Origin of the sequence: Streptomyces sp. NPDC057474, from assembly GCF_042802555.1 — a bacterium.
Taxonomy (GTDB): Bacteria; Actinomycetota; Actinomycetes; order Streptomycetales; family Streptomycetaceae; genus Streptomyces.
This window is the reverse complement of sequence record NZ_JBHVDX010000179.1, coordinates 1-22,155: the sequence shown is the minus strand read 5'-3', so window position 1 is coordinate 22,155 and position 22,155 is coordinate 1. Positions and strand designations below refer to the sequence as shown.

The following is a 22,155-nucleotide window of genomic DNA, read 5'->3' as shown; positions in this document are numbered from 1 at the left end:
GAGCGGCGGGGGCGACCGGCGCGGGGGCCGGAGCCGGAGCCGCGGGGGCGGCCGGAGCGGGCGCGGGAGCAGCCGGGGCCGGGGCAGCGGCGGCGGGCGCCGGAGCCGGGGCGGCCGGAGCCGGGGCAGCCGCCGGAGCGGCACCCGGGGCGCCGATGACGGCCAGCTTGGCACCGACCTCGGCGGTCTCGTCCTCGGCGACCGTGATCTCCAGGAGCACACCGGAGGTGGGCGCCGGGATCTCGGTGTCGACCTTGTCCGTGGAGACCTCGAGCAGCGGCTCGTCGGCCTCGACGGAGTCGCCGACCTCCTTGAGCCAGCGGGTGACGGTGCCCTCGGTGACGGACTCGCCGAGCGCCGGGAGGACCACGTCGGTGCCCTCGGCCGAGCCGGCGCCGGCAGCGGCCTCGGCGGTCGGGGCCGGCGCGGGGGCGGCCTGCTCGGTGGAGGGCGCGGCCGCGGCGGGCTCGGGGGCCGGAGCCGGAGCCTCCTCGGCGGCCGGGGTGGGGGCGGCGGCGGGCGCGCCCGTGCCGTCGTCGATCAGGGCCAGCTCGGCGCCGACCTCGACCGTCTCGTCCTCGGCGACCTTGATGGACGCCAGGATGCCCGCGGCGGGGGAGGGGATCTCGGTGTCGACCTTGTCGGTCGACACCTCGAGCAGCGGCTCGTCGGCCTCTACGCGCTCACCCTCGGCCTTCAGCCAGCGGGTGACAGTGCCCTCGGTGACGCTCTCGCCGAGCGCCGGAAGGGTTACGGAAACCGCCATGGTTTCTGTTGCTCCTTAACGATTGCGGAAGTCTGGATCGTCGCTTCGTCGACCGAGGGGTCAGTCGTGCGAGTGCAGCGGCTTGCCCGCGAGGGCCAGGTGGGCCTCGCCGAGCGCCTCGCTCTGCGTCGGGTGGGCGTGGATGAGCTGGGCGACCTCGGCGGGGAGCGCTTCCCAGTTGTAGATCAGCTGGGCTTCGCCGACCTGCTCGCCCATGCGGTCGCCGACCATGTGGACGCCGACCACGGCGCCGTCCTTGACCTGGACGAGCTTGATCTCGCCCGCGGTCTGGAGGATCTTGCTCTTGCCGTTGCCCGCGAGGTTGTACTTCAGAGCGACGACCTTGTCCGCGCCGTAGATCTCCTTGGCCTTGGCCTCGGTGATGCCCACGGAGGCGACCTCGGGGTGGCAGTACGTCACCCGGGGGACACCGTCGTAGTCGATCGGCACGGCCTTGAGGCCGGCCAGACGCTCCGCCACCAGGATGCCCTCGGCGAAGCCGACGTGCGCGAGCTGGAGCGTCGGGACCAGGTCACCGACGGCGGAGATGGTCGGAACGTTGGTGCGCATGTACTCGTCGACGAGGACGTAGCCGCGGTCCATGGCGACGCCCTGCTCCTCGTAGCCGAGACCGGCGGAGACGGGCCCGCGGCCGACGGCCACCAGCAGCAACTCGGCCTCGAACTCCTTGCCGTCGGCGAGGGTGACCTTGACACCGTCCTGGGTGTACTCGGCCTTCGAGAAGAAGGTGCCCAGGTTGAACTTGATGCCGCGCTTGCGGAAGGCGCGCTCAAGAAGCTTGGAGGAGTTCTCGTCCTCGAGCGGGGCCAGGTGCTTCAGGCCCTCGATGATCGTGATGTCGGTGCCGAAGGACTTCCAGGCGGAGGCGAACTCGACGCCGATGACACCGCCGCCGAGGACGATCGCCGACTTCGGCACACGGTCCAGGACGAGGGCGTGGTCCGAGGAGATGATGCGGTTGCCGTCGATCTCCAGGCCCGGCAGCGACTTCGGCACGGAGCCGGTCGCCAGCAGGACGTGACGGCCCTGGACGCGCTGGCCGTTGACGTCGACGGAGGTCGGGGAGGACAGACGGCCCTCACCCTCGATGTAGGTGACCTTGCGGGAGGCGATGAGTCCCTGCAGACCCTTGTACAGGCCGGAGATCACGCCGTCCTTGTACTTGTGCACGGCGGGGACGTCGATGCCCTCGAAGGTGGCCTTCACACCGAACTGCTCGCTCTCGCGGGCCTGGTCGGCGATCTCGCCCGCGTGCAGCAGGGCCTTCGTGGGAATGCATCCCCGGTGCAGGCAGGTGCCGCCGACCTTGTCCTTCTCGATCAGGGCGACGTCCAGGCCCAGCTGAGCCCCGCGCAGGGCCGCGGCGTAACCACCGCTACCACCGCCGAGGATCACTAGGTCGAAAACGGTGCTGGCGTCGTTCGCCACGTCACGTCCTCCATGCATGTACGCCGTACGCCGGTCGTCCATGACCGCGCGGCGGCTGGTGTCCGGCCGCTCTTCTTCGGCCCTGTGGTGGGGGCCCTGTCCTGCCGAGCCCCATCTTCGCACTTGTCGAGGGGGAACGAGACGCCGGGCCGGGGTGTGAGACACCACACGCTCACATGTGACGGGGCGGCACGCCCGCGCCCCAGAGGGGCGCGGGGAACTGCGCGACCAGCCACGGCCGGCCCGCAGTCGCCCGCGTCCCTCGATGTCGAGCTATGGGGCGACCATCACCCCAGGTCGCCGGAGGCGGCCCGCTCGGCCAGCCGCACCAGGGTCCGAACCGCCGTCCCGGTCCCACCCTTCGGCGTGTACCCGAAGGGACCCCCCTCGTTGAAGGCCGGCCCCGCGATGTCCAGGTGCGCCCAGGTGATCCCCTCGCCCACGAACTCCTTCAGGAACAGCCCGGCGACGAGCCCACCGCCGTACCGCTCACCCATGTTCGCGATGTCGGCGGTCGGGGAGTCCATCCCCTTGCGCAGGTGGTCCGGCAGCGGCATGGGCCACGCCGGCTCACCCGACTCCTCCGCGGCCTCGTGCACCGCCGTGCGGAACGCGTCGTCGTTCGCCATGATCCCGAACGTCCGGTTGCCCAGCGCCAGCATCATCGCCCCGGTCAGCGTCGCCACGTCGACGATCGCGTCCGGCTTGTCCTCGGACGCCTTGGCGAGCGCGTCGGCCAGCACGAGCCGGCCCTCCGCGTCGGTGTTCAGCACCTCCACCGTCTTGCCGCTGTACATGCGCAGCACGTCACCCGGGCGGGTGGCGGAGCCGGACGGCATGTTCTCGGCGAGGGCGAGCCAGCCGGTGATGTTGACCTCGAGCCCGAGGCGCGCGGCGGCGACGACGGCGGCGAACACGGCGGCCGCACCGCTCATGTCGCACTTCATCGTCTCGTTGTGCCCGGCCGGCTTGAGCGAGATACCGCCCGAGTCGTACGTGATGCCCTTGCCGACGAACGCCAGGTGCTTCTTCGCCTTGGAGCTGGTGTACGACAGCTGCACCAGGCGGGGCGTGGCCGCGGAGCCCGCGCCGACGCCGAGGATGCCGCCGTAGCCGCCCTTGGCGAGCGCCTTCTCGTCGAGCACGGTCACCTTGATGCCGTGCTCCTTGGCCGCGGTCTGCGCGACGGCGGCGAAGGCCTCCGGGTCGAGGTCGTTCGGCGGGGTGTTGATGAGGTCGCGGGCGCGGTTCAGCTCCTCGGTCACCGCGATCGCGCGCTCGGCGGCCGCCTTGTGGGCCTTGTCCCGGGGCTTCGCGCCGAGCAGGGCGACCTCGGCGAGCGGCGCCTTGCCGTTCTTCGCCTTCGGGGCGTTCTTCGAGGGCGCGGTCTCCTTGTAGACGTCGAAGGAGTACGCGCCGAGCAGCGCGCCCTCGGCGACGGCGCCCACGGCCTCGGCGTCCACGACGGGCAGCGCGAACGCGGCCTTCTTCGTACCGGACAGGGCACGGGCCGCGGCACCGGCCGCGCGGCGCAGCGCCTCCGCGTCGAACGAGCCGTCCTTCTCGGGCACCGCGCCGAGGCCCACCGCCACCACGAGCGGCGCCTTGAAGCCGGACGGCGCGGGCAGCTTCGTCACCTCGCCCTCGGCGCCCGAGGCGCCGAGGGTCTCCAGGAGGCCGGCCAGCTTGCCGTCGTAGGCCTTGTCCACGGCCTCGGCGCCCGGCGCTACGACCAGGCCCCCAGGCGAAGATGCAGGGCCCTTCGCGACACCGACCACGATCGCGTCGGCACGGAGGCCCGACGCTGCGGCGGTGCTGAGAGTGAGAGCAGTCACGGTGGTGAAATCTCGCTTCCGATTGAGTTTCGGTGGCCGAACGGATGGGTCGACGTGCCGAGAACGAGCCTAGGCCCTTGTTCGGCCCATCGGACCTGGGGCGTGGGGCCGGTTGCGCTCTCGCCGTCCGCCCGGCGTCCGCTGCGACCAGCCTCCCCGACTTTCCGCTGCGGACGTGCAGGGAGATCCCCATGTCTTCGGCATAGGGGGATCCCTTATCGCCGAGTCCGTGTCGCGGGTCCATGGTCTTCGCGCGTAGCGCCGACGGTCAGCGCGCGTAGCGTCGGCAGCCGATTCCGATCACCTCTGCGGGCGTTCGTCCCTCTCGGATGCGGCCTGGCGCGACCTGCGGACGATGCCGGAATACAAATGCGCCTGGTACGGGCGCGAACTCGTCGTGATCGACCGCTGGTTCCCCGGCTCCAAGCTGTGCGGGTCCTGCGGCACGGTCCGGGCGAAGCTGCCGCTGAACGTCCGCGAGTGGACGTGCGACTGTGGCATGGCACACGACCGCGACGTGAACGCGGCGAGGAACATTCTCGCGGCCGGGCCGGCCGTGACAGCCTGTGGAGACGGTGTGAGACCTCAACGGGAGTCCTCCCGGACGGGGCTGTCGTCGGTGAAGCAGGAACCCCAGCGGGCGACCGCTGGAATCCCCCGCCTTCAGGCGGGGGAGGAAGTCAACCCCGGGGTACGTCGCCCCGCTTGCCGTACGCCCTGGAGCCCACCCGATGACCCGCGTCCTCGCCCGCAGCGCCCTGCTGTCCCTGTCCCTGCTCCTGCTGGTCGCGGGGTGCACAACCGCTCCCGACGACAAGCCGGGCACCGGACGCGGGACGGGCGAGGGCGCCCGCTGGCAGCCGGAGCCCGGCACGGAGTGGCAGTGGCAGCTCAGCGGGCGCCTGGACACCTCCGTCGACGTCCCCGTGTACGACATCGACGGCTTCGACCACTCCGCGGACACGGTCGCCGAGTTGCACGACGACGGCCGCAAGGTCATCTGCTATCTGTCGACCGGCGCCTGGGAGGACTGGCGCCCGGACGCCGACGAGTTCCCGGAGTCGGTCCTGGGGGAGGGCAACGGCTGGGAGGGCGAGCGCTGGCTCGACATCCGCGAAGTCGACGTCCTCGAACCCCTGATGGCCGCCCGGATCGACATGTGCGCGGAGAAGGGCTTCGACGCGGTCGAACCCGACAACATGGACGGCTACCGCAACAGGACCGGCTTCCCCCTGAAGGCCGCCGACCAGCTCCGCTACAACCGCCTGATCGCCCGCCTCGCCCACGAACGGGGCCTCGCGGCCGGCCTGAAGAACGACCTCGACCAGATCCCGGAACTCGTCGACGACTTCGACTTCGCCGTCAACGAGCAGTGCGCCCAGTACGAGGAGTGCGATGCCCTGACCCCGTTCATCGAGGCCGGCAAGGCCGTCTTCCACGTCGAGTACCAGATGGAAACGGGCGACTTCTGCCCCGAGGCCCGGCGTCTGGAACTCAGCTCGCTGCTGAAGAAGTGGGAGCTGGGGGTGTGGCGGAAGGCCTGCTGATGCCTCCGGGGAGCGGCAGAGGGCTCATCCGAGGGTGAACACCACCAGCGCCGCCGTCGCCGCGGTCTCCGCCAGCCCGCCGAACACATCGCCGCTCACCCCGCCGAACCGCCGTACGCAATGGCGGAGGAGGAGTTCGGCGGCACCACAGGCGAGGACGACCGCGAGCACCGTACGGCCGATGTCGTACGGCCCGAAGAGGGCCCCCGCGCCCGCCGCCGCGCAACCGACCAGGACAGCCACGAGCAGTGCACCTCGTACCGGCACCACCCCTGCCACCGCCGCCCCCAGCCCCTCCGGCCGGGCGGCGGGTACGCCCGCGCGCGCGGCCAGGGTCAGGGCCAGCCGTGCGGTGGTCGCCGAGACGGCCGTCGCGAGCGCGCCCAGCGTCCAGGACTCGCCGTACGCCTCGGTGAGCGCGGCGACCTGGGCCAGCAGGACGAGGACGAGGGTGATGACCCCGAACGGCCCGATGTCCGACTGCTTCATGATCCGCAGGGCGTCCTCGGCGGGCTTGCCGCTGCCGAGCCCGTCGGCGGTGTCGGCGAGCCCGTCCAGGTGCAGGCCACGCGTGAGCACGGCCGGTACGGCGACGGAGGCCACGGCGGCGAGCAGCGGACCCGCGCCCAGGAGCAGGAGGAGACCGCCGAGCGCGGCCGTGCCCAGGCCGACGACCAGCCCGGCGGCGGGCGCGCACAGCATGCCGACGCGCGCGGCCTCGCGGTCCCAGCGGTGCACGGTCACCGGCAGCACGGTCAGGGTGCCGAAGGCGAAACGCAGGCCGTCGGAGAGCGTGGGCCCGGACGCCGGGGGGACGGGCTCATCGGCCGGGGGCTCGGGGGTCGTGGACACCGGCGCAGGCTACCCGGCGGCGTCGGCGGGCTCGGCGGCGCCCAGGGGCAGTGGTGGATAAAGTTCGCATATGGGTCACTGGTGGGAGCGGAACATCATCGAGCCGGGCAAACTGCCCCTGCTTCTCGCGCTCACCGCGTTCGTACTGACGTTCGTGATCACCCGGGTCATCACCCGCCTCATCCGCGCGGGCAGGGGCCCGTTCCGCAACATCAGCGGCAGTGGTGGCGTGCACATCCACCACGTCGTCCCCGGCGTCGTCCTCACCGTCATCGGCGGCTTCGGCTCGGTGGCCGGCGACGGGCACGGCTTCGGCGCGCTGATCTCCGCCGTGCTGTTCGGCATGGGCGTGGGCCTGGTGCTGGACGAGTTCGCGCTGATTCTGCACCTCGACGACGTGTACTGGAGCGAGGCGGGCCGCCAGAGCGTCGAGGTGGTCGTGCTGACGGCCGCCCTGGTGGGCCTGATGCTGGTCGGCTTCCTCCCCTTCGGCGTCAACGACCTCGACGACGAGGAGCTCCAGGACCGCGGAGCCGTCATGATCAGCATGGGGGCGAACTTCCTCATCGCCCTGATCGCCCTCGCCAAGGGCAAGGCCCGGACGGCGATCTTCGGGGTGGTCATCCCGTTCATCGCCGTCATCGGCGCGATCCGCCTGGCCCGCCCCACCTCCGCCTGGGCCCGCCGCTTCTACCGCCGACGCCCGCGCGCCCGCGCCCGCTCCTGGAAGCGCGCCTACCGCCACGACCGCCGCTGGACGGGCCCCAGCCGCCGCCTTCAGGACTGGATCGGCGGCACCCCGGACATGGCACCCGAGCTGGAGTCGGCGGCCCGTCCCTCGCTCCCCGCCGACCCGTCCGGTCCCGCCGAGCCGCCGGAGCGCCGCTGACGTACGGCCACGACCCCGCACACCACCGGCACCGCCGCGATCGCCGCCAGATGTTCCTTGCCCGCGAGGTTCTCCTTCACCAGCACCTCGACGACCATCGCCACGACGACCGCGCCCGCCGTCACGTACGCCCGGTAGCGCCACCCCGCGAACACGGCGAGCCCGAGCACGGCCGCCGAAGGCCCAATGTCCACGACGCGCGCGTCCCACACGGCAGCCCCACGACGAAGACGTCCGGACCGAGCGCGATGCCCACGCGCGCACCCGCACGACGTACCCGCACGTCTCCTAGGTCGCGTCGTACTCCTCGGCGAGGTTCTTCTCCTCGGCCTTGTCCTCCTCGGCGTTCTCGGGTTCCGCCGGCTCCCGCTCCGGCAGCTCGGCGGCCAGTACCGCCGCGGCCCGCACCAGCGGCAGCGCCAGCAGCGCCCCCGCCCCTTCCCCGACCTTCACCCCGTGGTCGAGCAGCGGCTCGATGGCCATGCGGTCCAGTGCCTTGGCCTGGGCCGGCTCCCCACTGCGCTGCCCCGCCAGCCACCAGTCCGGCGCCCGGAAGGCGACCCGCTGGGCGACCAGCGCACACGCCGCCGACACCACACCGTCCAGAATCACCGGCATCTTCCGCACCGCACTCTGCAGCAGGAACCCGGTCATGGCCGCGAGATCCGCCCCGCCCACGGTCGCGAGCAACTGCAACTGGTCCCCGAGCACCGGCCGGGCCCGCCGCAGGGCGTCCCGTACGGCCGCGCACTTCCGCATCCACGCCAGATCGTCGATCGCCCGGCCGCCCCGCCCGGTGACGACGGACGCGTCGGTCCCGCACAGCCCGGCGACGAGGACGGCCGCCGCCGTGGTCCCGCCGACGCTCACATCGCCGAGGACGACGAGGTCGGTCCCGGAGTCCGCCTCCTCGTCCGCGAGGGCGACACCCACCCGGAACGCGGCCTCCGCCTCCTCCGCCGTCAGCGCGTCCTCGACGTCGATACGCCCGGACCCGCGCCGCACCCGGTGCCGTACGACCTCCGCGGGCAGCGCGTCCGGGTCGCAGTCGAGCGCGAGGTCCACCACGCGTACGGGTACGTCGAGCTGCCGGGCCAGCACCGCCACCGGGCCGCTGCCGTCGAGGACGGCCCGCACCAACTGGTCCGCGGTGCCCGCGGCCCGCGCGGAGACGCCGAGTTCGGCGATCCCGTGGTCGCCCGCGAACAGCACCACACGGGCCCGGTCGATCGGCCGCACCGGCACGGCCGACTGCGCCGCCGCCAGCCACTCACCCAGGTCGTCGAGGCGGCCCAGCGCCCCGGGCGGCACGATCTGCCTCTCCCGCCGCGCCTCGGCGTCGCGCCGCACCCCGCCGTCGGGGCGCTCGATCAGATCGGTGAAGTCGTCGAGATTAAGCGAGCTCATTCGCCGAACAGTACCGGCAGCGATCGAACACGACCGCGCCACACCGTGACCCCGCGACGTACGAACGCCTCACCGCGCCACCGGCACGTCATTGCACCCGGGATGCCGCTCGCGTACGTACCTTTTTGGGGCGAATGTCCGTACGTCGTCGTCACTGTCACGTACTCGATCCCGTCGTCCCCAGGAGCCGCCATGCCCCCCACCCCGCGGCCGGAGCCCGGCCAACCCGCGTTGGGGGTCGACCCCTTCCACGAACCGCGCCGGGACGACTGCCCCTGGTGCGGCTCGCGGCAGTTGCGTACGCGGGTGCGTGCGCCGGAGGGGCGGCGGCGCACGCCGGGCACGTTCGTGGTGGACGAGTGCCGGGACTGCTCGCACGCCTTCCAGAACCCCCGGCCCACGGCGGACGGGCTGCTGCTCCGGCATCACCAGCACCCGGTCGAGGACGGCATCCGCTCGAACCTCGCCGGACGTCGGCGCCGCCGGCACCACCGGGGCGCCGCCCGCGCGCTGCTGCCGTACCCCGAACCGGAGAGCTGGCTCGACGTCGGCACCGGCCACGGCCACTTCCCGGAGGCCGCGCGCGACATCCACCCGTACACCTCATTCGACGGCCTCGATGCGACCTCGCGTGTCGAGCGGGCGTGGGAGGCCGGGCGGGTGGAGGAGGCGCATCAGGGCCTGCTCACCGACCCGGAGATCACCGCGCGGCTGCGCGCCCGCTACGACGTGGTCAGCATGTTCCACCACCTCGAACACACCGCCGACCCCCGCGAGGAACTCCGCGCCGCCCACACCGTCCTGCGCGCCGGCGGCCACCTCCTCCTCGAAGTCCCGGATCCGGCCCGCCCGTTCGGCACGCTGCCCAGCAGGAACCGGCGTTACTGGAAGCCGCAGGACCGCCCGCGCCCCCTCCACCTCATGCCCCTGCGCAACCTGCTCACCGAACTGCGGTCCCTGGGCTACGAGGTCCTCGCCACCCGCCCCTGCACTCCTCTCCCGCCCCGCGCCCACCGCATCCTCGCGCGCCGCACGACGCAACCAGCCGCCCCCGCGGTGCCCTGGGCCCCGGTGGTCGGCCCTTCAACTCCGTCCGAGACCCCTCCGCCGTCTTCGCCCGACCCTTCGGCCTCAACCCCGTAGGGACAAGGCCTGCCCCGCCACCACCAACAACACGTGCTCGCACTCCGCCGCGAAGGCCGCGTTGAGCCGTCCGAGTTCGTCGCGGTAGCGGCGGCCGGAGGCGGTGGCGGGGACGATGCCGGAGCCCACCTCGTTGGAGACGGCGACCACCGTGCGGCGTGTGTGCCGTACGGCGTCGGTCAGTTCGGTGACACGCGCCCGGAGCGCGCGCTCCCCGCCGCCGGCCCACTCCGCGTCGTCCCACGCCCCCACCGAGTCCATCGCGTCCGTCAGCCACAGCGAGAGACAGTCGACGAGCAGCGGCGCACCGTTGTGGTCCTTCAGCAGCGGGACGAGGTCGCAGGTCTCGACCGTGCGCCAGGAGCCGGGCCGCCGCTCCCGGTGGACGGAGACCCTGGCGGCCCACTCCCCGTCGCCGTTCCGCATCCCGCCGGTCGCCACGTACAGCACGCCAGGGAACGCCTCCAGCCGCCGCTCGGCCTCCACCGACTTCCCGGAGCGCGCCCCGCCGAGCACCAGCGTGCGGCGCGGCACATCGGGCACGTCCTCGAAGGCGCCCACCGCCAGCGTCGTCCCGTCCGGCACGGCGCGCGCGCCCGCCGCCGCGAGCCGGCGCGGCAACTCGCCGTCCGGTGGCACGTCGTGGTCGATGTGCACGGCGATGACATCGGTCGTCGGCCCGACGGCTCCCGCCGCACGCAGTCGCGCCAGCGCGTCGGGCCGTCCGAGCACATCGCCGAGCACCATGTCGTACGGCTCCGACGACTGCTCCTCCACCCCGGCGGGCGCGCCCCCCGGCGGCAGATACAGCAGCCGTTGCCCGCCCGGCCCGGTCACCGCGTACCCCGTCCCCGGCGCGTCCAGCGCCTGCGCCCGCACCCGGTGCCCGGTCAGCAGCGCCAGCTCCCGCCCGTCCGGCACCCGCCCCGGCTGCGGCAGCCCGGCCGGCACCTCCACGGCGGGTCCGTCGTGCGGATGCGACAGCAGCACCTGCAGTACGCCGGTCAGCGAGCGCCCGGCGCGCGCGGCCGCGAGGGCGGCGCCCGGAGTGAGGTCGAGCAAGAGTGTGCCGTCCACGAGCAGCGCGGTCGCCCCGCGCGCTTCATCACCGAGCGCGGTCGCACACGCCGCACACGGACAGTCGGGGCGGGGGAGTCCCGCGGGGGCGCCGGTGCCGAGCAAAGTCAGTTCCACGCCCCCGATTTTCGCGTGTCCCGATGAACACCCGCAGGTCTTGCGCGTCCGACTAGGCTCAGGGGGAACCGGATCTTGCTCGGTGCCGTGTGCGGTGCCGGGCCGGTACTTACGGAGGCTCACATGGCGGCATGGACGTGGCGGTTCGAGAAGGCCGACGGGGCGGAGGTCCAGCCCGCGGTCCAGCCCGAGGAGTTCACGACCCAGGGAGACGCCGAGTCGTGGATCGGAGAACAGTGGAAGGCGCTCCTGGAAGGCGGCGCCGACCAGGTCCGCCTCTTCGAGGACACGACGGAGATCTACGGGCCGATGAGCCTGCACGCCCAGGACGCGTAGCCGCACCCTCCCGCGCCCCTGTTGTTCTTCTTCAGGGGCGCGGGGAACTGCGCGAACGGGATCCGGGGCGGAGCCCCGAGTCTGGGACGGGGGTCGAAGGGGCGCGCAGCCCCTGGATGGGGGCACCTCCCGCTCGAGCGAAGCCGAGAGTGGGGGAGGGACGGGTAGGGCCCGGCGGGGGCGAGAAAAACTCAGCCCCGCACACCGCACAGGTGCAGCAACGCCGCCACCCGCCGATAGGGATCCGTCCGCCCCGCCCGCTCCTCCGCCGCGAGCAACGCGTCCAGATCCCCCTCACCAGGAACCCCCGCGTCATCCGCGGCCAGATCCGTGAACACCCGCACCCCGTACCACGCGTGCAACGGCGCCCCGATCCCCGCGAGTGCGTCGGTCAACGTCCTCAGCCGATCCGCCCGCACGTCCAGCCCGAGCCGATTCCGGTACGCGGTGGTGTCGAAGGCGGCCAGCGCCCCCGCCCAGTCCCCGGCCAGCCCCGCCCGCATCGCGAGCGCGTCGCCGTTCCGTACGAGCAGCGACAGCAGCCCGCCGGGCGCCAGCATCCGCGCCAGCCCCGCCAACAGCGCGTCCGGCTCCTCGACGTACATCAGGACCCCATGACAGAGCACCACGTCGAAACTGCCCGGCAGGAAGTGCACACCCGTGTCCCGGCCGTCGCCCTCGACGATCCGCACCCGGCCCCGGATGCCCTCGGGCTCGGCGGCGAGCGCCTCCCGGGCCACGGCGATCAGCTTCGCGTCCCGTTCGATCCCGGTCACCGCGTGCCCGGCCCGGGCCAGCCGCAGCGCCTGCGTGCCCTGCCCCATGCCCACGTCGAGCACCCGGAGCCGCTGCCCGACCGGGAAGCGTCCGGCTATCTGCTCGTCGACCTGCCGGGAGACCAGCTCCTGTCGTACGACCTCACGCAGTGTGCCCAGCCGGTTCAGCCAGGCCTGAGCGGCACCTCCGGAGAAAGCGGTCGTGCTCAGGGCCGCTCTCCGCGCTTGACCTGCGGCTTCGGCAGCCGGAGGCGACGCATCTGGAGCGTGCGCATCAGGGCGTAGGCCACGGCGCCCTTCTTGTTCGCGTCGGGGAAGCGCGCGGCCAGCTGCTTCTTCAGACGGAACCCGAGGCTGATCGAGTCGACCACGATCAGAACGATCACGAAGAGCCACAGCAGCAGCGCGATGTTCTGCAGTGAAGCCACCTGCACCATGCTCAGCACGAGGATGATCACGGCCAGCGGCAGGAAGAACTCCGCGATGTGGAACCGCGAGTCCACGAAGTCACGGGCGAACTTGCGCACCGGACCCTTGTCCCGCGCGGGCAGATAGCGCTCGTCGCCGGTGGCCAGCGCCTGACGCTGCTTCTCCATGGCGGAGCGACGCTCGTCGCGGGAGCGCTTGGCGGCCTCCTTGCGCGTCGTCGGCGTGTTGGCGACGCTTCGACGCTGGCCTTGGGCCGCACTCCGCTTGGGAGTGGGCCGCCCCTTGGGGGCCTGGGGGTGACGGGTCTGCTGGGAGTCGGTCACCGCCGCCTTGTCGGCGGCCGATTCCTTCTCGCTCTTGTCGCGGCTACGGAACACAAAACCCAAGGGTACGGGGTGCCGGGGCATGGACCCCAGCCGACTGGGGAACGATCCGGCAACACCCGGCGTCCGTACTGGAGACAGAGGTGGGGCGAAAGTGGACGGGGAAACCCGGGAACCCGGAAAAGGGGGAGCGCGGTGACGGTTCGTCCGTAGGGGGTCTGAGGTATTCCGGGGATCGGCCCGTACGTAACCCCGGGAGACACCTACTCCCTACGCCGGAGCGGTGCCGTACACAGTCGTCCTTGGGGATGAGCGCATCCGTCCCCGAACAGTGCGGTAATAGATGCAGGGCCCGTACTGTGGGTTCTGTCGCAGACCTGTGAGCTGGAGTCCGTCAGAAGGGGGCGCGCGAAGCCCATGAGCGGTGTCATGAAGCGTATGGGGATGATCTTCCGCGCGAAGGCGAACAAGGCCCTTGACCGGGCCGAGGACCCGCGCGAGACCCTCGATTACTCGTACCAGAAGCAGCTGGAGCTGCTCCAGAAGGTGCGCCGCGGCGTGGCCGACGTGGCCACGTCCCGCAAGCGCCTGGAGCTCCAGCTCAACCAGCTCCAGTCCCAGTCCTCGAAGCTGGAGGACCAGGGCCGCAAGGCGCTCGCGCTCGGCCGCGAGGACCTGGCCCGCGAGGCGCTCTCGCGCCGTGCCGCGCTCCAGCAGCAGGTGACGGACCTGGAGACGCAGCACTCCACCCTCCAGGGCGAGGAGGAGAAGCTCACCCTCGCCGCGCAGCGCCTGCAGGCCAAGGTCGACGCCTTCCGTACGAAGAAGGAGACGATCAAGGCCACGTACACCGCCGCCCAGGCCCAGACCCGTATCGGCGAGGCGTTCTCCGGCATCTCCGAGGAGATGGGCGACGTCGGCCTCGCCATACAGCGCGCCGAGGACAAGACGGCGCAGCTCCAGGCCCGCGCCGGCGCCATCGACGAGCTGCTCGCCTCCGGTGCCCTCGACGACTCCTCCGGCCTGCACAAGGACGACATCCAGACCGAGCTGGACCGCCTCTCCGGCGGTACGGACGTCGAGCTGGAGCTCCAGCGCATGAAGGCGGAGCTGGCGGGCGGCCCGTCCGCGCAGCAGCAGGCCCTCGAGGGCGGCACGGGCCAGTCGGCCCCGCAGCAGCAGTCCCAGCAGCAGGACACCCCGCGCTTCGACAAGCAGTAGAGCGGCAGCGGAGCGGTAGACACGTGCCATCGGGTACGCACATCGGGTCCCACGCCTGAGGAGGGCGACATGATCGTACGGATCATGGGGGAGGGGCAGGTGAGGCTGGACGACGTCCACTTCACCGAGTTGAACAAGCTGGACGACGTACTCCTGGCGGAAATGGAGGTCGGCGACGGCCCAGGCTTCCGCCACACCCTCCACGCCCTCCTGGACAAGGTCCGAGAACTGGGCACGCCCCTGCCCGACGACTCCCTGGAGCCGTCGGAACTGATCCTCCCCGCGCCGGACGCGACGCTGGAGGAGGTCAAAGAGATGCTGAGCGACGACGGCCTGATCCCGGGGTGAGGACCGCTGGACAGGCCCGAAGGGCCATGTCCTGCAGGGGCGCGGGGAACTGCGCGACCGGCCCCCGTCCACCCGGAGCCGAAGCACGACCCACCCGCTCCTCGGCTCCGGTACAGCTACCACCCGTTTCCCCACCTGCGACAACCCCGTACGGTGAATCCCCGTGAGCACCTTCCGGCGCGCCAGGACCTGGCTGACGGCGCACCCCACCGCGCTGGACGCAGCCCTCGCCCTCGGCGTCCTCGTCGCGATGGTGGGGGGCGCCTTCGTCGACCCCCACGCCGATCACGGTGACAAGTGGGGCGCCCGCACCCCCGCCGCCCTCAGCATCGCGCTCATGGTGTCGGCCGCCGCCGTCCTGGTCGCCCGCCGCCGCGCCCCCATGGCCGTGCTGGCCGCGACCTCCGCCCTCACCCTCGCCGAACTGGTGACCGGTGACCCCCGCGCCCCCGTCGCGATGTCCGCCGTCGTCGCCCTGTACACGGTCGCCTCCACCACCGACCGCCCCACCACCTGGCGCGTCGGCCTGCTCACGATGACCGTGCTGACCGGTACGGCCATGCTCGCCGGCCCCCTCCCCTGGTACGACCAGGAGAACCTCGGCATCTTCGCCTGGACCGGCATGGCCGCCACGGCGGGCGACGCCGTACGCAGCCGCCGCGCTTTCGTGCACGCCATAAGAGAGCGCGCCGAACGGGCGGAGCGCACCCGCGAGGAGGAGGCCCGCCGCCGGGTCGCCGAGGAGCGCCTCCGCATCGCCCGTGACCTGCACGACGTCGTCGCCCACCACATCGCCCTCGTCAACGTGCAGGCCGGAGTCGCCGCGCACGTCATGGACAAGAGGCCCGACCAGGCCAAGGAGGCCCTCGCCCACGTCCGCGAGGCCAGCCGCTCCGCGCTGGGCGAACTCCGCGCCACGGTCGGTCTGCTCCGCCAGTCCGGCGACCCCGAGGCCCCGACCGAACCCGCGCCCGGCCTGGTCCGGCTCGACGAACTCGTCGGCACCTTCCACAGCGCCGGCCTCGCGGTCGAGGTGGCCCGCACCGACCAGGGGGTGACCCTCCCGGCCGCCGTCGACCTCGCCGCGTACCGCGTCATCCAGGAAGCCCTCACCAATGTGCAGAAGCATGCGGGCCAGGGAGCGAAGGCCGAGGTCAGCGTCGTACGCGTCGGCCCGAACATGGAGATCACCGTCCTCGACAACGGCACCGGACCCGACGGGAAGGACGGCGACGACGGCGAGGCGGGCCACGGCGGCGGCCACGGCCTCCTCGGCATGCGCGAACGCGTCGCAGCGCTCGGCGGCGCCCTCACCACCGGCCCCCGCTACGGCGGCGGCTTCCGCGTGCATGCGATCCTGCCGCTCAAGACCCGAACGACCGCCACCGAAGAAGCCGTACGACCGTGAAGCCGGACCGTCGCGCCACACCGGCGAGCCGTCGTACGGCCGTGCCGCGGCCGGCGGACCGAACGACCGTGACCAGCGCCCCGGGGGACCCCGTATGACGATCCGTGTCCTGCTCGCCGACGATCAGGCTCTGCTGCGCAGTGCGTTCCGGGTGCTCGTCGACTCGGAGCCGGACATGGAGGTCGTGGGGGAGGCGTCGGACGGGGCGCAGGCGGTGCGGCTCGCGAAGGAGGAGCGGGCGGACGTCGTGCTGATGGACATCCGGATGCCGGGCACGGACGGGCTGGCCGCCACCCGCCTGATCAGCGCCGATCCGACGCTCGCCCATGTCCGGGTCGTCATTCTCACCACCTTCGAGGTCGACGACTACGTCGTGCAGTCATTGCGCGCCGGCGCCTCCGGCTTCCTGGGCAAGGGCTCCGAGCCGGACGAACTGCTGAACGCGATCAGAGTCGCCGCCGGCGGCGAGGCGCTGCTGTCGCCCACCGCGACCAAGGGCCTGATCGCCCGTTTCCTCGCCCAGCCGGACGACTCGGCCGACGGCGAAGGCGGGGCCGCCGCCCGCTCGGCGCGGCTCTCCACGCTGACCAGCCGCGAGCGCGAGGTGCTCGTACAGGTCGCCGGCGGGCTCTCCAACGACGAGATCGCCGAGCGTCTTGAGGTCAGTCCGCTGACGGTGAAGACACACGTCAACCGGGCCATGGCGAAGCTCGGCGCCCGCGACCGGGCCCAACTGGTGGTCTTCGCGTACGAATCGGGGCTGGTACGCCCAAGGGTGGACTGAGAGCCGCCCGGGACTACTCCACCCGGAGTATGCGCGGCATAAGGAAATGGCCCTGGGGAGCGAGGGAACAGGGGTCCCCCATGGCCCAGGGTATGAGGTGAGCGCTCACATCTGCGTCACACAGGCGACACATGAGGCACCCATGCCGCATGTGGCACACGGGCGTTCGTCCTCCGCTCACGCCACAGAAGAGAGACCCTGACCCATGTCCTGGCTGTCTCGGTTCAGCCTCGCACAACGGGCCCTCGTCGGTCTGATGTCGATCATCGCGCTCGTCTTCGGGGCGATCGCGATACCCCAGCTCAAGCAGCAGCTGCTGCCCACCATCGAACTGCCCATGGTGTCCGTGCTCGCGCCCTACCAGGGCGCCTCCCCGGACGTCGTCGAGAAGCAGGTCGTCGAGCCCATCGAGGACAGCCTCGAAGGCGTCGACGGCATCACGGGCGTCACCTCCACCGCCAGCGAGGGCAACGCCCTGATCATGGCGTCCTTCGACTACGGACCCGGCACCGACCAGCTCGTCGCCGATGTCCAGCAGGCCGTCAACCGGGTCCGGGCGCAGCTGCCGGACGACGTGGACCCGCAGGTGATCGCGGGCTCGACGGACGACATGCCGACCGTCGTCCTCGCCGTCTCCTCCGACCAGGATCAGCAGGCTCTCGCGGACCAGCTCGACCGGACCGTCGTTCCGACGCTCGAGGGCATCGACGGCGTCGGCCAGGTCACCGTCGACGGCGTACGGGACCTCCAGGTCACCGTCACCCCCGACGACGCGAAGCTGGCGAAGGCGGGCCTGACCACGATGGCCCTGTCCCAGGCCCTCCAGGCCGGCGGCGTCACTGTCCCCGCGGGCTCCTTCGACGAGGACGGCGCCAACCGCACCGTCCAGGTCGGCGGCGGCTACACCTCGCTGGAGCAGATCGAGGACCTGATGGTGCGCGGCGAGGGCGCGAAGAAGCCCGTACGCCTCGCCGACGTCGCCGCCGTCAAGGAGGAGCAGGCCAAGGCCGTCTCCATCACCCGCACGAACGGTGAGCCGAGCCTCGCGGTCATGGTCACCATGGACCGGGGCGGCAGCGCGGTCGCCATCTCCGAGGCCGTCGAGGACGAACTGGCGGACATGCGCCGGGACCTGGGCTCCGGCGCCACCGTCACCGTGGTCAGCGACCAGGGCCCGGCGGTGTCCAAGTCCATCGACGGCCTGACCACCGAGGGCGCCCTCGGCCTGGTCTTCGCGGTCCTGGTCATCCTGGTCTTCCTGGCGTCGATCCGCTCGACCCTCGTCACCGCGGTGTCCATCCCGCTGTCGGTGGTCCTGGCGCTGATCGTCCTGTGGACCCGCGACCTCTCCCTCAACATGCTGACGCTCGGCGCGCTGACCATCGCCATCGGCCGGGTCGTCGACGACTCCATCGTCGTCCTGGAGAACATCAAGCGTCACCTCGGCTACGGCGAGGAGCGCGAGGAGGCGATCCTCAAGGCGGTCCGCGAGGTCGCCGGAGCGGTCACCTCGTCCACCCTGACGACGGTCGCGGTCTTCCTCCCGATCGGCCTCACCGGCGGCATGGTCGGCGAGCTGTTCGGCAGCTTCTCCCTGACCGTGACCGCGGCCCTCCTGGCCTCCCTCGTGGTCTCGCTGACCGTGGTCCCGGTGCTGTCGTACTGGTTCCTGCGCGCCCCGAAGGGCACGCCCGACGACGCCGAGGAAGCACGCCGGAAGGCGGAGGAGAAGGAGGCGAAGAGCCGCCTCCAGCGCTTCTACGTCCCCGTCCTGCGCTTCGCCACGCGCCGTCGGCTGACCAGTGTGGCCATCGCGGCCGTCGTCCTGATCGGCACGTTCGGCATGGCCCCGCTGCTGAAGACGAACTTCTTCGACCCGGGCGACCAGGAAGTCCTCAGCCTCAAGCAGGAGTTGAAGCCCGGCACGAGCCTCGCGGCGACCGACGAGCAGACCAGGAAGGTCGAGAAGCTGCTCGCCGACACCAAGGGCGTCAAGGACTACCAGGTCACCATCGGCTCCTCCGGCTTCCTGGCCGCGTTCGGTGGTGGCACCGACTCCAACCAGGCCTCGTACAGCGTCATGCTGGACGACTCGGCCCCCGCCGCGGACGTCCAGGACACGATCGAGAAGGGCCTGGCCGGGCTCTCCGGGACCGGTACGACGACCGTCGCGGTCGGCGACGCCTTCGGCAGTCAGGACCTGAGCGTGGTCGTGAAGGCCGCCGACGCCGAGATCCTGCGCAAGGCCGCCGAGCAGGTCCACGACGCGGTCTCGAGCATGGACAACGTCTCGGACGTCACGAGCGACCTCTCGCAGAGCGTGCCCCGCATCACGGTCAGGGCCACCGACAAGGCGGCCGCGGCCGCCTTCGACGACCAGACCCTCGGCGCGGCCGTCTCCCAGGCCGTCCGCGGCACGACCAGCGGCCGGGCCATCCTCGACGACACCGAGCGGGACGTCGTCATCAAGTCGGCGAACCCCGCCGAGACGATGCAGGAGCTGCGGGACCTGCCGCTGGGCGCGGTGAAGCTGGGCGACATCGCGGACGTCGAGCTGGTGGACGGCCCGGTCTCCATGACCCGCATCGACGGCCAGCGGGCCGCGACGATCACGGCGAAGCCCAAGGGCGACAACACCGGCGCGGTCAGCACCGACCTCACCGCCGAGCTGAACGCCCTGAAGCTTCCCGAGGGCGCCACCGCCGACATCGGCGGCGTATCCCAGGACCAGGACGAGGCCTTCGCCTCCCTCGGCCTCGCGATGCTCGCGGCGATCGCGATCGTCTTCATGCTGCTGGTCGCGACCTTCCGGTCCCTGATCCAGCCGCTGATCCTGCTGGTCTCGATCCCGTTCGCCGCCACCGGCGCGATCGGCCTGCTGATCATCACCGGCACGCCCATGGGTGTCCCCGCGATGATCGGCATGCTGATGCTGATCGGCATCGTGGTGACGAACGCGATCGTGCTGATCGACCTGATCAACCAGTACCGCCGCCAGGGCTACAGCACGGTGGAGGCGGTCATCGAGGGCGGCCGCCACCGTCTGCGGCCCATCCTGATGACGGCGCTGGCGACCATCTTCGCCCTGCTCCCGATGGCTCTCGGCGTCACGGGCGAGGGGGGCTTCATCGCCCAGCCGCTCGCCGTGGTGGTCATCGGCGGCCTGATCACATCGACGCTGCTGACCCTCCTCCTGGTCCCGACCCTCTACACGATGATCGAGATCCGCAAGGAGCGCCGTGCGAAGAAGAAGGCCCTGAAGCGGGCCGGCCCCGCGTCCGAACCGACGAAGTCGGAATCGGGCGCGGGATCGCCGGAGCCGGCGAAGGTCTGACGCGGATGAAAAAGCCGGGGCCGCGCCCCGGCTTTTTCATCGGCCCGCAGGGCCGGATCTTTCAGGGGCGCGGGGAACTGCGCGACCGGCCCCCACCGGCCCGCACCCGCCGAACAACCCGCACCCCCGAGCTCCCAGGCGCCCCCTACGGCAGCGCGAGCATCCGCTCCAGCGCCAGCTTCGCGAACGCCTCCGTCTCCTTGTCGACCTCGATGCGGTTGACGAGGGTGCCCTCGGCGAGGGACTCCAGGGTCCAGACGAGGTGGGGGAGGTCGATGCGGTTCATGGTGGAGCAGAAGCAGACCGTGCGGTCGAGGAAGACGATCTCCTTGCCCTCGGGCGCGAAACGGTTCGCCAGGCGTCGTACGAGGTTCAGCTCGGTGCCGATGGCCCACTTGGAACCGGCCGGCGCGGCCTCAAGGGCCTTGATGATGTACTCGGTCGACCCGACGTAGTCCGCCGCCGCCACGACCTCGTGCTTGCACTCGGGGTGGACGAGCACGTTCACGCCCGGGATCCGCTCCCGTACGTCGTTCACGGACTGCACGCTGAAGCGCCCGTGCACCGAGCAGTGCCCCCGCCACAGGATCATCTTCGCGGCCCGCAGCTGCTCGACCGTGAGACCACCGTTCGGCTTGTGCGGGTTGTAAAGGACGCAGTCGTCGAGCGACATCCCCATGTCCCGCACGGCGGTGTTGCGCCCCAGGTGCTGGTCCGGCAGGAACAGGACCTTCTCACCCTGCTCGAAGGCCCAGTCCAGGGCGCGTTTCGCGTTCGACGAGGTGCAGATCGTGCCGCCGTGCTTGCCGGTGAAGGCCTTGATGTCGGCGGAGGAGTTCATGTACGAGACGGGCACGACCTGCTCGGCTATGCCCGCCTCGGTCAGCACGTCCCAGCACTCGGCGACCTGCTCGGCGGTGGCCATGTCGGCCATGGAACACCCGGCGGCCAGGTCCGGCAGGACGACCTTCTGTTCGTCGCCGGTGAGGATGTCCGCCGATTCGGCCATGAAGTGCACACCGCAGAACACGATGTACTCGGCCTCGGGCCGCGCCGCCGCGTCCCGGGCCAGTTTGAAGGAGTCACCCGTGACGTCCGCGAACTGGATGACCTCGTCGCGCTGGTAGTGGTGGCCGAGCACGAAGACCTTGTCCCCGAGCTTCTCCTTGGCCGCGCGGGCGCGCTCCACCAGGTCGGGGTCGGACGGGGAGGGGAGGTCACCCGGACACTCGACACCGCGCTCGCTCCTCGGGTCGGCCTCGCGGCCGAGCAGCAGCAGGGCGAGGGGCGTCGGCTGTACGTCGAGCTCCTGGGTCTGGGCGGTGGTCACGGCACGCACCCTTTCTGTTCTGCGGCTCGCCGCCCGGGGAGGGTCGGCGGGACATTCGGGCTATCCTTTTCGTCGAATTGACGCTATCTATCATAACCGCTTCACGTCACGTTGACGATGCCCATAGCGTCGATGTGACATGAATCCCGGCGGCCGCACCGGACGGCTCGGCCCGTGTACGTCGCGTGGGGTTTTGTCCACAGCCCGGGCGACCCGGTGCCCGTGTCACGGGCCATGTGCGAGCATGAAGAGAGACGCGAGGTAAATCCGCGCGGCCCGGAATGAATCCGGGACTCCGGCGGTTGGACTCGTCGGCAAGCAGTCTCCGTACAACCCGGGAGAGATGTAGATGTCCGTATCGGACGAGACCGGCACCGTCACCGACGGCATCATCGTGACCGACGCCGCCGCGACCAAGGTCAGGACCCTGCTCGACCAGGAAGGCCGTGACGACCTGGCGCTGCGCGTCGCCGTTCAGCCCGGCGGCTGCTCCGGCCTGCGCTACCAGCTCTTCTTCGACGAGCGCTCGCTCGACGGTGACGTCGTGAAGGACTTCGACGGTGTGAAGGTCATCACCGACCGCATGAGCGCCCCGTACCTGGGCGGCGCCACCATCGACTTCGTCGACACCATCGAGAAGCAGGGCTTCACCATCGACAACCCGAACGCGACGGGCTCCTGCGCCTGCGGCGACTCCTTCAGCTAGAGAGTCCCCGCGCGACAGCGGTACGCGTACGGGCGACGATCAGGTACGACGAAGGCGGCGTCCCCCTCCGACGGGGAC

At 71.5% G+C, this 22,155-nt stretch carries 20 protein-coding genes and 1 pseudogene; 11 read left to right on the top strand and 10 right to left on the bottom strand.

Annotation, left to right across the window (positions count from 1 at the left end; genetic code table 11):
- The 3 genes from ACFU53_RS35300 to ACFU53_RS35290 form a co-directional block, all read right to left on the bottom strand.
- On the bottom strand, positions 1 to 766 hold a 766-nt coding region (locus ACFU53_RS35300; protein ID WP_384001909.1), incomplete at its 3' end, for a biotin/lipoyl-containing protein.
- A 60-nt stretch (positions 767 to 826) separates the two neighbouring features.
- On the bottom strand, positions 827 to 2,215 hold the full coding sequence (lpdA, locus tag ACFU53_RS35295; protein ID WP_384001906.1) for a dihydrolipoyl dehydrogenase: 1,389 nt from the start codon (positions 2,213 to 2,215) through the stop codon (positions 827 to 829).
- Between the two features lie 287 nt (positions 2,216 to 2,502).
- Positions 2,503 to 4,050 (bottom strand): leucyl aminopeptidase, encoded by a 1,548-nt coding sequence (locus tag ACFU53_RS35290; RefSeq protein ID WP_384001903.1) that lies wholly within the window; start codon positions 4,048 to 4,050, stop codon positions 2,503 to 2,505.
- 319 nt (positions 4,051 to 4,369) lie between these two features.
- Here ACFU53_RS35290 and ACFU53_RS35285 point away from each other — a divergent pair.
- Both ACFU53_RS35285 and ACFU53_RS35280 read left to right on the top strand, forming a co-directional pair.
- Positions 4,370 to 4,714 (top strand): annotated as a pseudogene (locus ACFU53_RS35285) (RNA-guided endonuclease InsQ/TnpB family protein); the annotation flags it as partial.
- A 67-nt stretch (positions 4,715 to 4,781) separates the two neighbouring features.
- Positions 4,782 to 5,597, top strand: a complete 816-nt coding sequence (locus tag ACFU53_RS35280; protein WP_384001900.1) for an endo alpha-1,4 polygalactosaminidase — start codon at positions 4,782 to 4,784, stop codon at positions 5,595 to 5,597.
- Between the two features lie 24 nt (positions 5,598 to 5,621).
- Here the strand turns inward: ACFU53_RS35280 and ACFU53_RS35275 are convergent, their stop codons facing one another.
- Positions 5,622 to 6,449, bottom strand: coding sequence for an adenosylcobinamide-GDP ribazoletransferase (locus ACFU53_RS35275; RefSeq protein WP_384001897.1), 828 nt, complete (start codon positions 6,447 to 6,449; stop codon positions 5,622 to 5,624).
- Positions 6,450 to 6,519: 70 nt separating this feature from the next.
- Here ACFU53_RS35275 and ACFU53_RS35270 point away from each other — a divergent pair, with 70 nt between their 5' ends.
- Entirely contained in the window at positions 6,520 to 7,338 is an 819-nt protein-coding gene (locus tag ACFU53_RS35270; RefSeq protein WP_384001894.1) for a hypothetical protein, read from the top strand.
- Here ACFU53_RS35270 and ACFU53_RS35265 read toward each other — a convergent pair.
- A complete protein-coding gene (locus tag ACFU53_RS35265; protein ID WP_384001891.1) occupies positions 7,227 to 7,532 on the bottom strand; it encodes a hypothetical protein in 306 nt (101 codons plus the stop codon). The two genes, ACFU53_RS35270 and ACFU53_RS35265, sit on opposite strands and share 112 nt — an antisense overlap.
- A gap of 94 nt (positions 7,533 to 7,626) precedes the next feature.
- Positions 7,627 to 8,745, bottom strand: coding sequence for a nicotinate-nucleotide--dimethylbenzimidazole phosphoribosyltransferase (gene cobT, locus ACFU53_RS35260; protein WP_384001888.1), 1,119 nt, complete (start codon positions 8,743 to 8,745; stop codon positions 7,627 to 7,629).
- A gap of 192 nt (positions 8,746 to 8,937) precedes the next feature.
- Between cobT and ACFU53_RS35255 the strand changes: the two genes are divergently transcribed.
- Positions 8,938 to 9,888, top strand: coding sequence for a class I SAM-dependent methyltransferase (locus ACFU53_RS35255; RefSeq protein WP_384001885.1), 951 nt, complete (start codon positions 8,938 to 8,940; stop codon positions 9,886 to 9,888).
- On the opposite strand, the gene ACFU53_RS35250 is transcribed toward ACFU53_RS35255, so the two are convergent.
- The gene (locus tag ACFU53_RS35250; RefSeq protein ID WP_384001882.1) at positions 9,877 to 11,082 is read right to left on the bottom strand and encodes a bifunctional adenosylcobinamide kinase/adenosylcobinamide-phosphate guanylyltransferase; all 1,206 of its coding nucleotides are present in this window, start codon (positions 11,080 to 11,082) and stop codon (positions 9,877 to 9,879) included. The genes ACFU53_RS35255 and ACFU53_RS35250 overlap by 12 nt on opposite strands.
- A gap of 123 nt (positions 11,083 to 11,205) precedes the next feature.
- On the opposite strand from ACFU53_RS35250, the gene ACFU53_RS35245 reads away from it, so the two are divergent.
- Entirely contained in the window at positions 11,206 to 11,418 is a 213-nt protein-coding gene (locus ACFU53_RS35245) for a hypothetical protein (RefSeq protein ID WP_384001879.1), read from the top strand.
- A gap of 191 nt (positions 11,419 to 11,609) precedes the next feature.
- On the opposite strand, the gene ACFU53_RS35240 is transcribed toward ACFU53_RS35245, so the two are convergent.
- Together ACFU53_RS35240 and ACFU53_RS35235 are read right to left on the bottom strand one after the other, a co-directional pair.
- Positions 11,610 to 12,242: a class I SAM-dependent methyltransferase gene (locus tag ACFU53_RS35240; protein WP_384001912.1), complete on the bottom strand. Its 633-nt coding sequence runs from the start codon at positions 12,240 to 12,242 to the stop codon at positions 11,610 to 11,612.
- A 158-nt stretch (positions 12,243 to 12,400) separates the two neighbouring features.
- Positions 12,401 to 13,030, bottom strand: a complete 630-nt coding sequence (locus tag ACFU53_RS35235; protein ID WP_384001876.1) for a DUF3043 domain-containing protein — start codon at positions 13,028 to 13,030, stop codon at positions 12,401 to 12,403.
- 345 nt (positions 13,031 to 13,375) lie between these two features.
- Between ACFU53_RS35235 and ACFU53_RS35230 the strand changes: the two genes are divergently transcribed.
- From ACFU53_RS35230 to ACFU53_RS35210, 5 genes are all read left to right on the top strand, one after another.
- Positions 13,376 to 14,167, top strand: a complete 792-nt coding sequence (locus tag ACFU53_RS35230; protein WP_384001874.1) for a PspA/IM30 family protein — start codon at positions 13,376 to 13,378, stop codon at positions 14,165 to 14,167.
- Between the two features lie 69 nt (positions 14,168 to 14,236).
- On the top strand, positions 14,237 to 14,515 hold the full coding sequence (locus ACFU53_RS35225; RefSeq protein ID WP_384001871.1) for a hypothetical protein: 279 nt from the start codon (positions 14,237 to 14,239) through the stop codon (positions 14,513 to 14,515).
- Positions 14,516 to 14,678: 163 nt separating this feature from the next.
- On the top strand, positions 14,679 to 15,923 hold the full coding sequence (locus tag ACFU53_RS35220; protein WP_384001868.1) for a sensor histidine kinase: 1,245 nt from the start codon (positions 14,679 to 14,681) through the stop codon (positions 15,921 to 15,923).
- A gap of 94 nt (positions 15,924 to 16,017) precedes the next feature.
- A complete protein-coding gene (locus ACFU53_RS35215) occupies positions 16,018 to 16,707 on the top strand; it encodes a response regulator (protein WP_384001865.1) in 690 nt (229 codons plus the stop codon).
- A gap of 205 nt (positions 16,708 to 16,912) precedes the next feature.
- On the top strand, positions 16,913 to 20,041 hold the full coding sequence (locus ACFU53_RS35210) for an efflux RND transporter permease subunit (RefSeq protein WP_384001861.1): 3,129 nt from the start codon (positions 16,913 to 16,915) through the stop codon (positions 20,039 to 20,041).
- Between the two features lie 145 nt (positions 20,042 to 20,186).
- Here ACFU53_RS35210 and nadA read toward each other — a convergent pair whose 3' ends face one another.
- On the bottom strand, positions 20,187 to 21,371 hold the full coding sequence (nadA, locus tag ACFU53_RS35205) for a quinolinate synthase NadA (RefSeq protein ID WP_384001858.1): 1,185 nt from the start codon (positions 21,369 to 21,371) through the stop codon (positions 20,187 to 20,189).
- 349 nt (positions 21,372 to 21,720) lie between these two features.
- On the opposite strand from nadA, the gene ACFU53_RS35200 reads away from it, so the two are divergent.
- Positions 21,721 to 22,077 carry a HesB/IscA family protein gene (locus tag ACFU53_RS35200; protein WP_384001855.1) on the top strand — a complete coding sequence of 119 codons (357 nt, stop codon included), beginning with the start codon at positions 21,721 to 21,723 and terminating at the stop codon, positions 22,075 to 22,077.
- Positions 22,078 to 22,155: the final 78 nt, after the last annotated feature.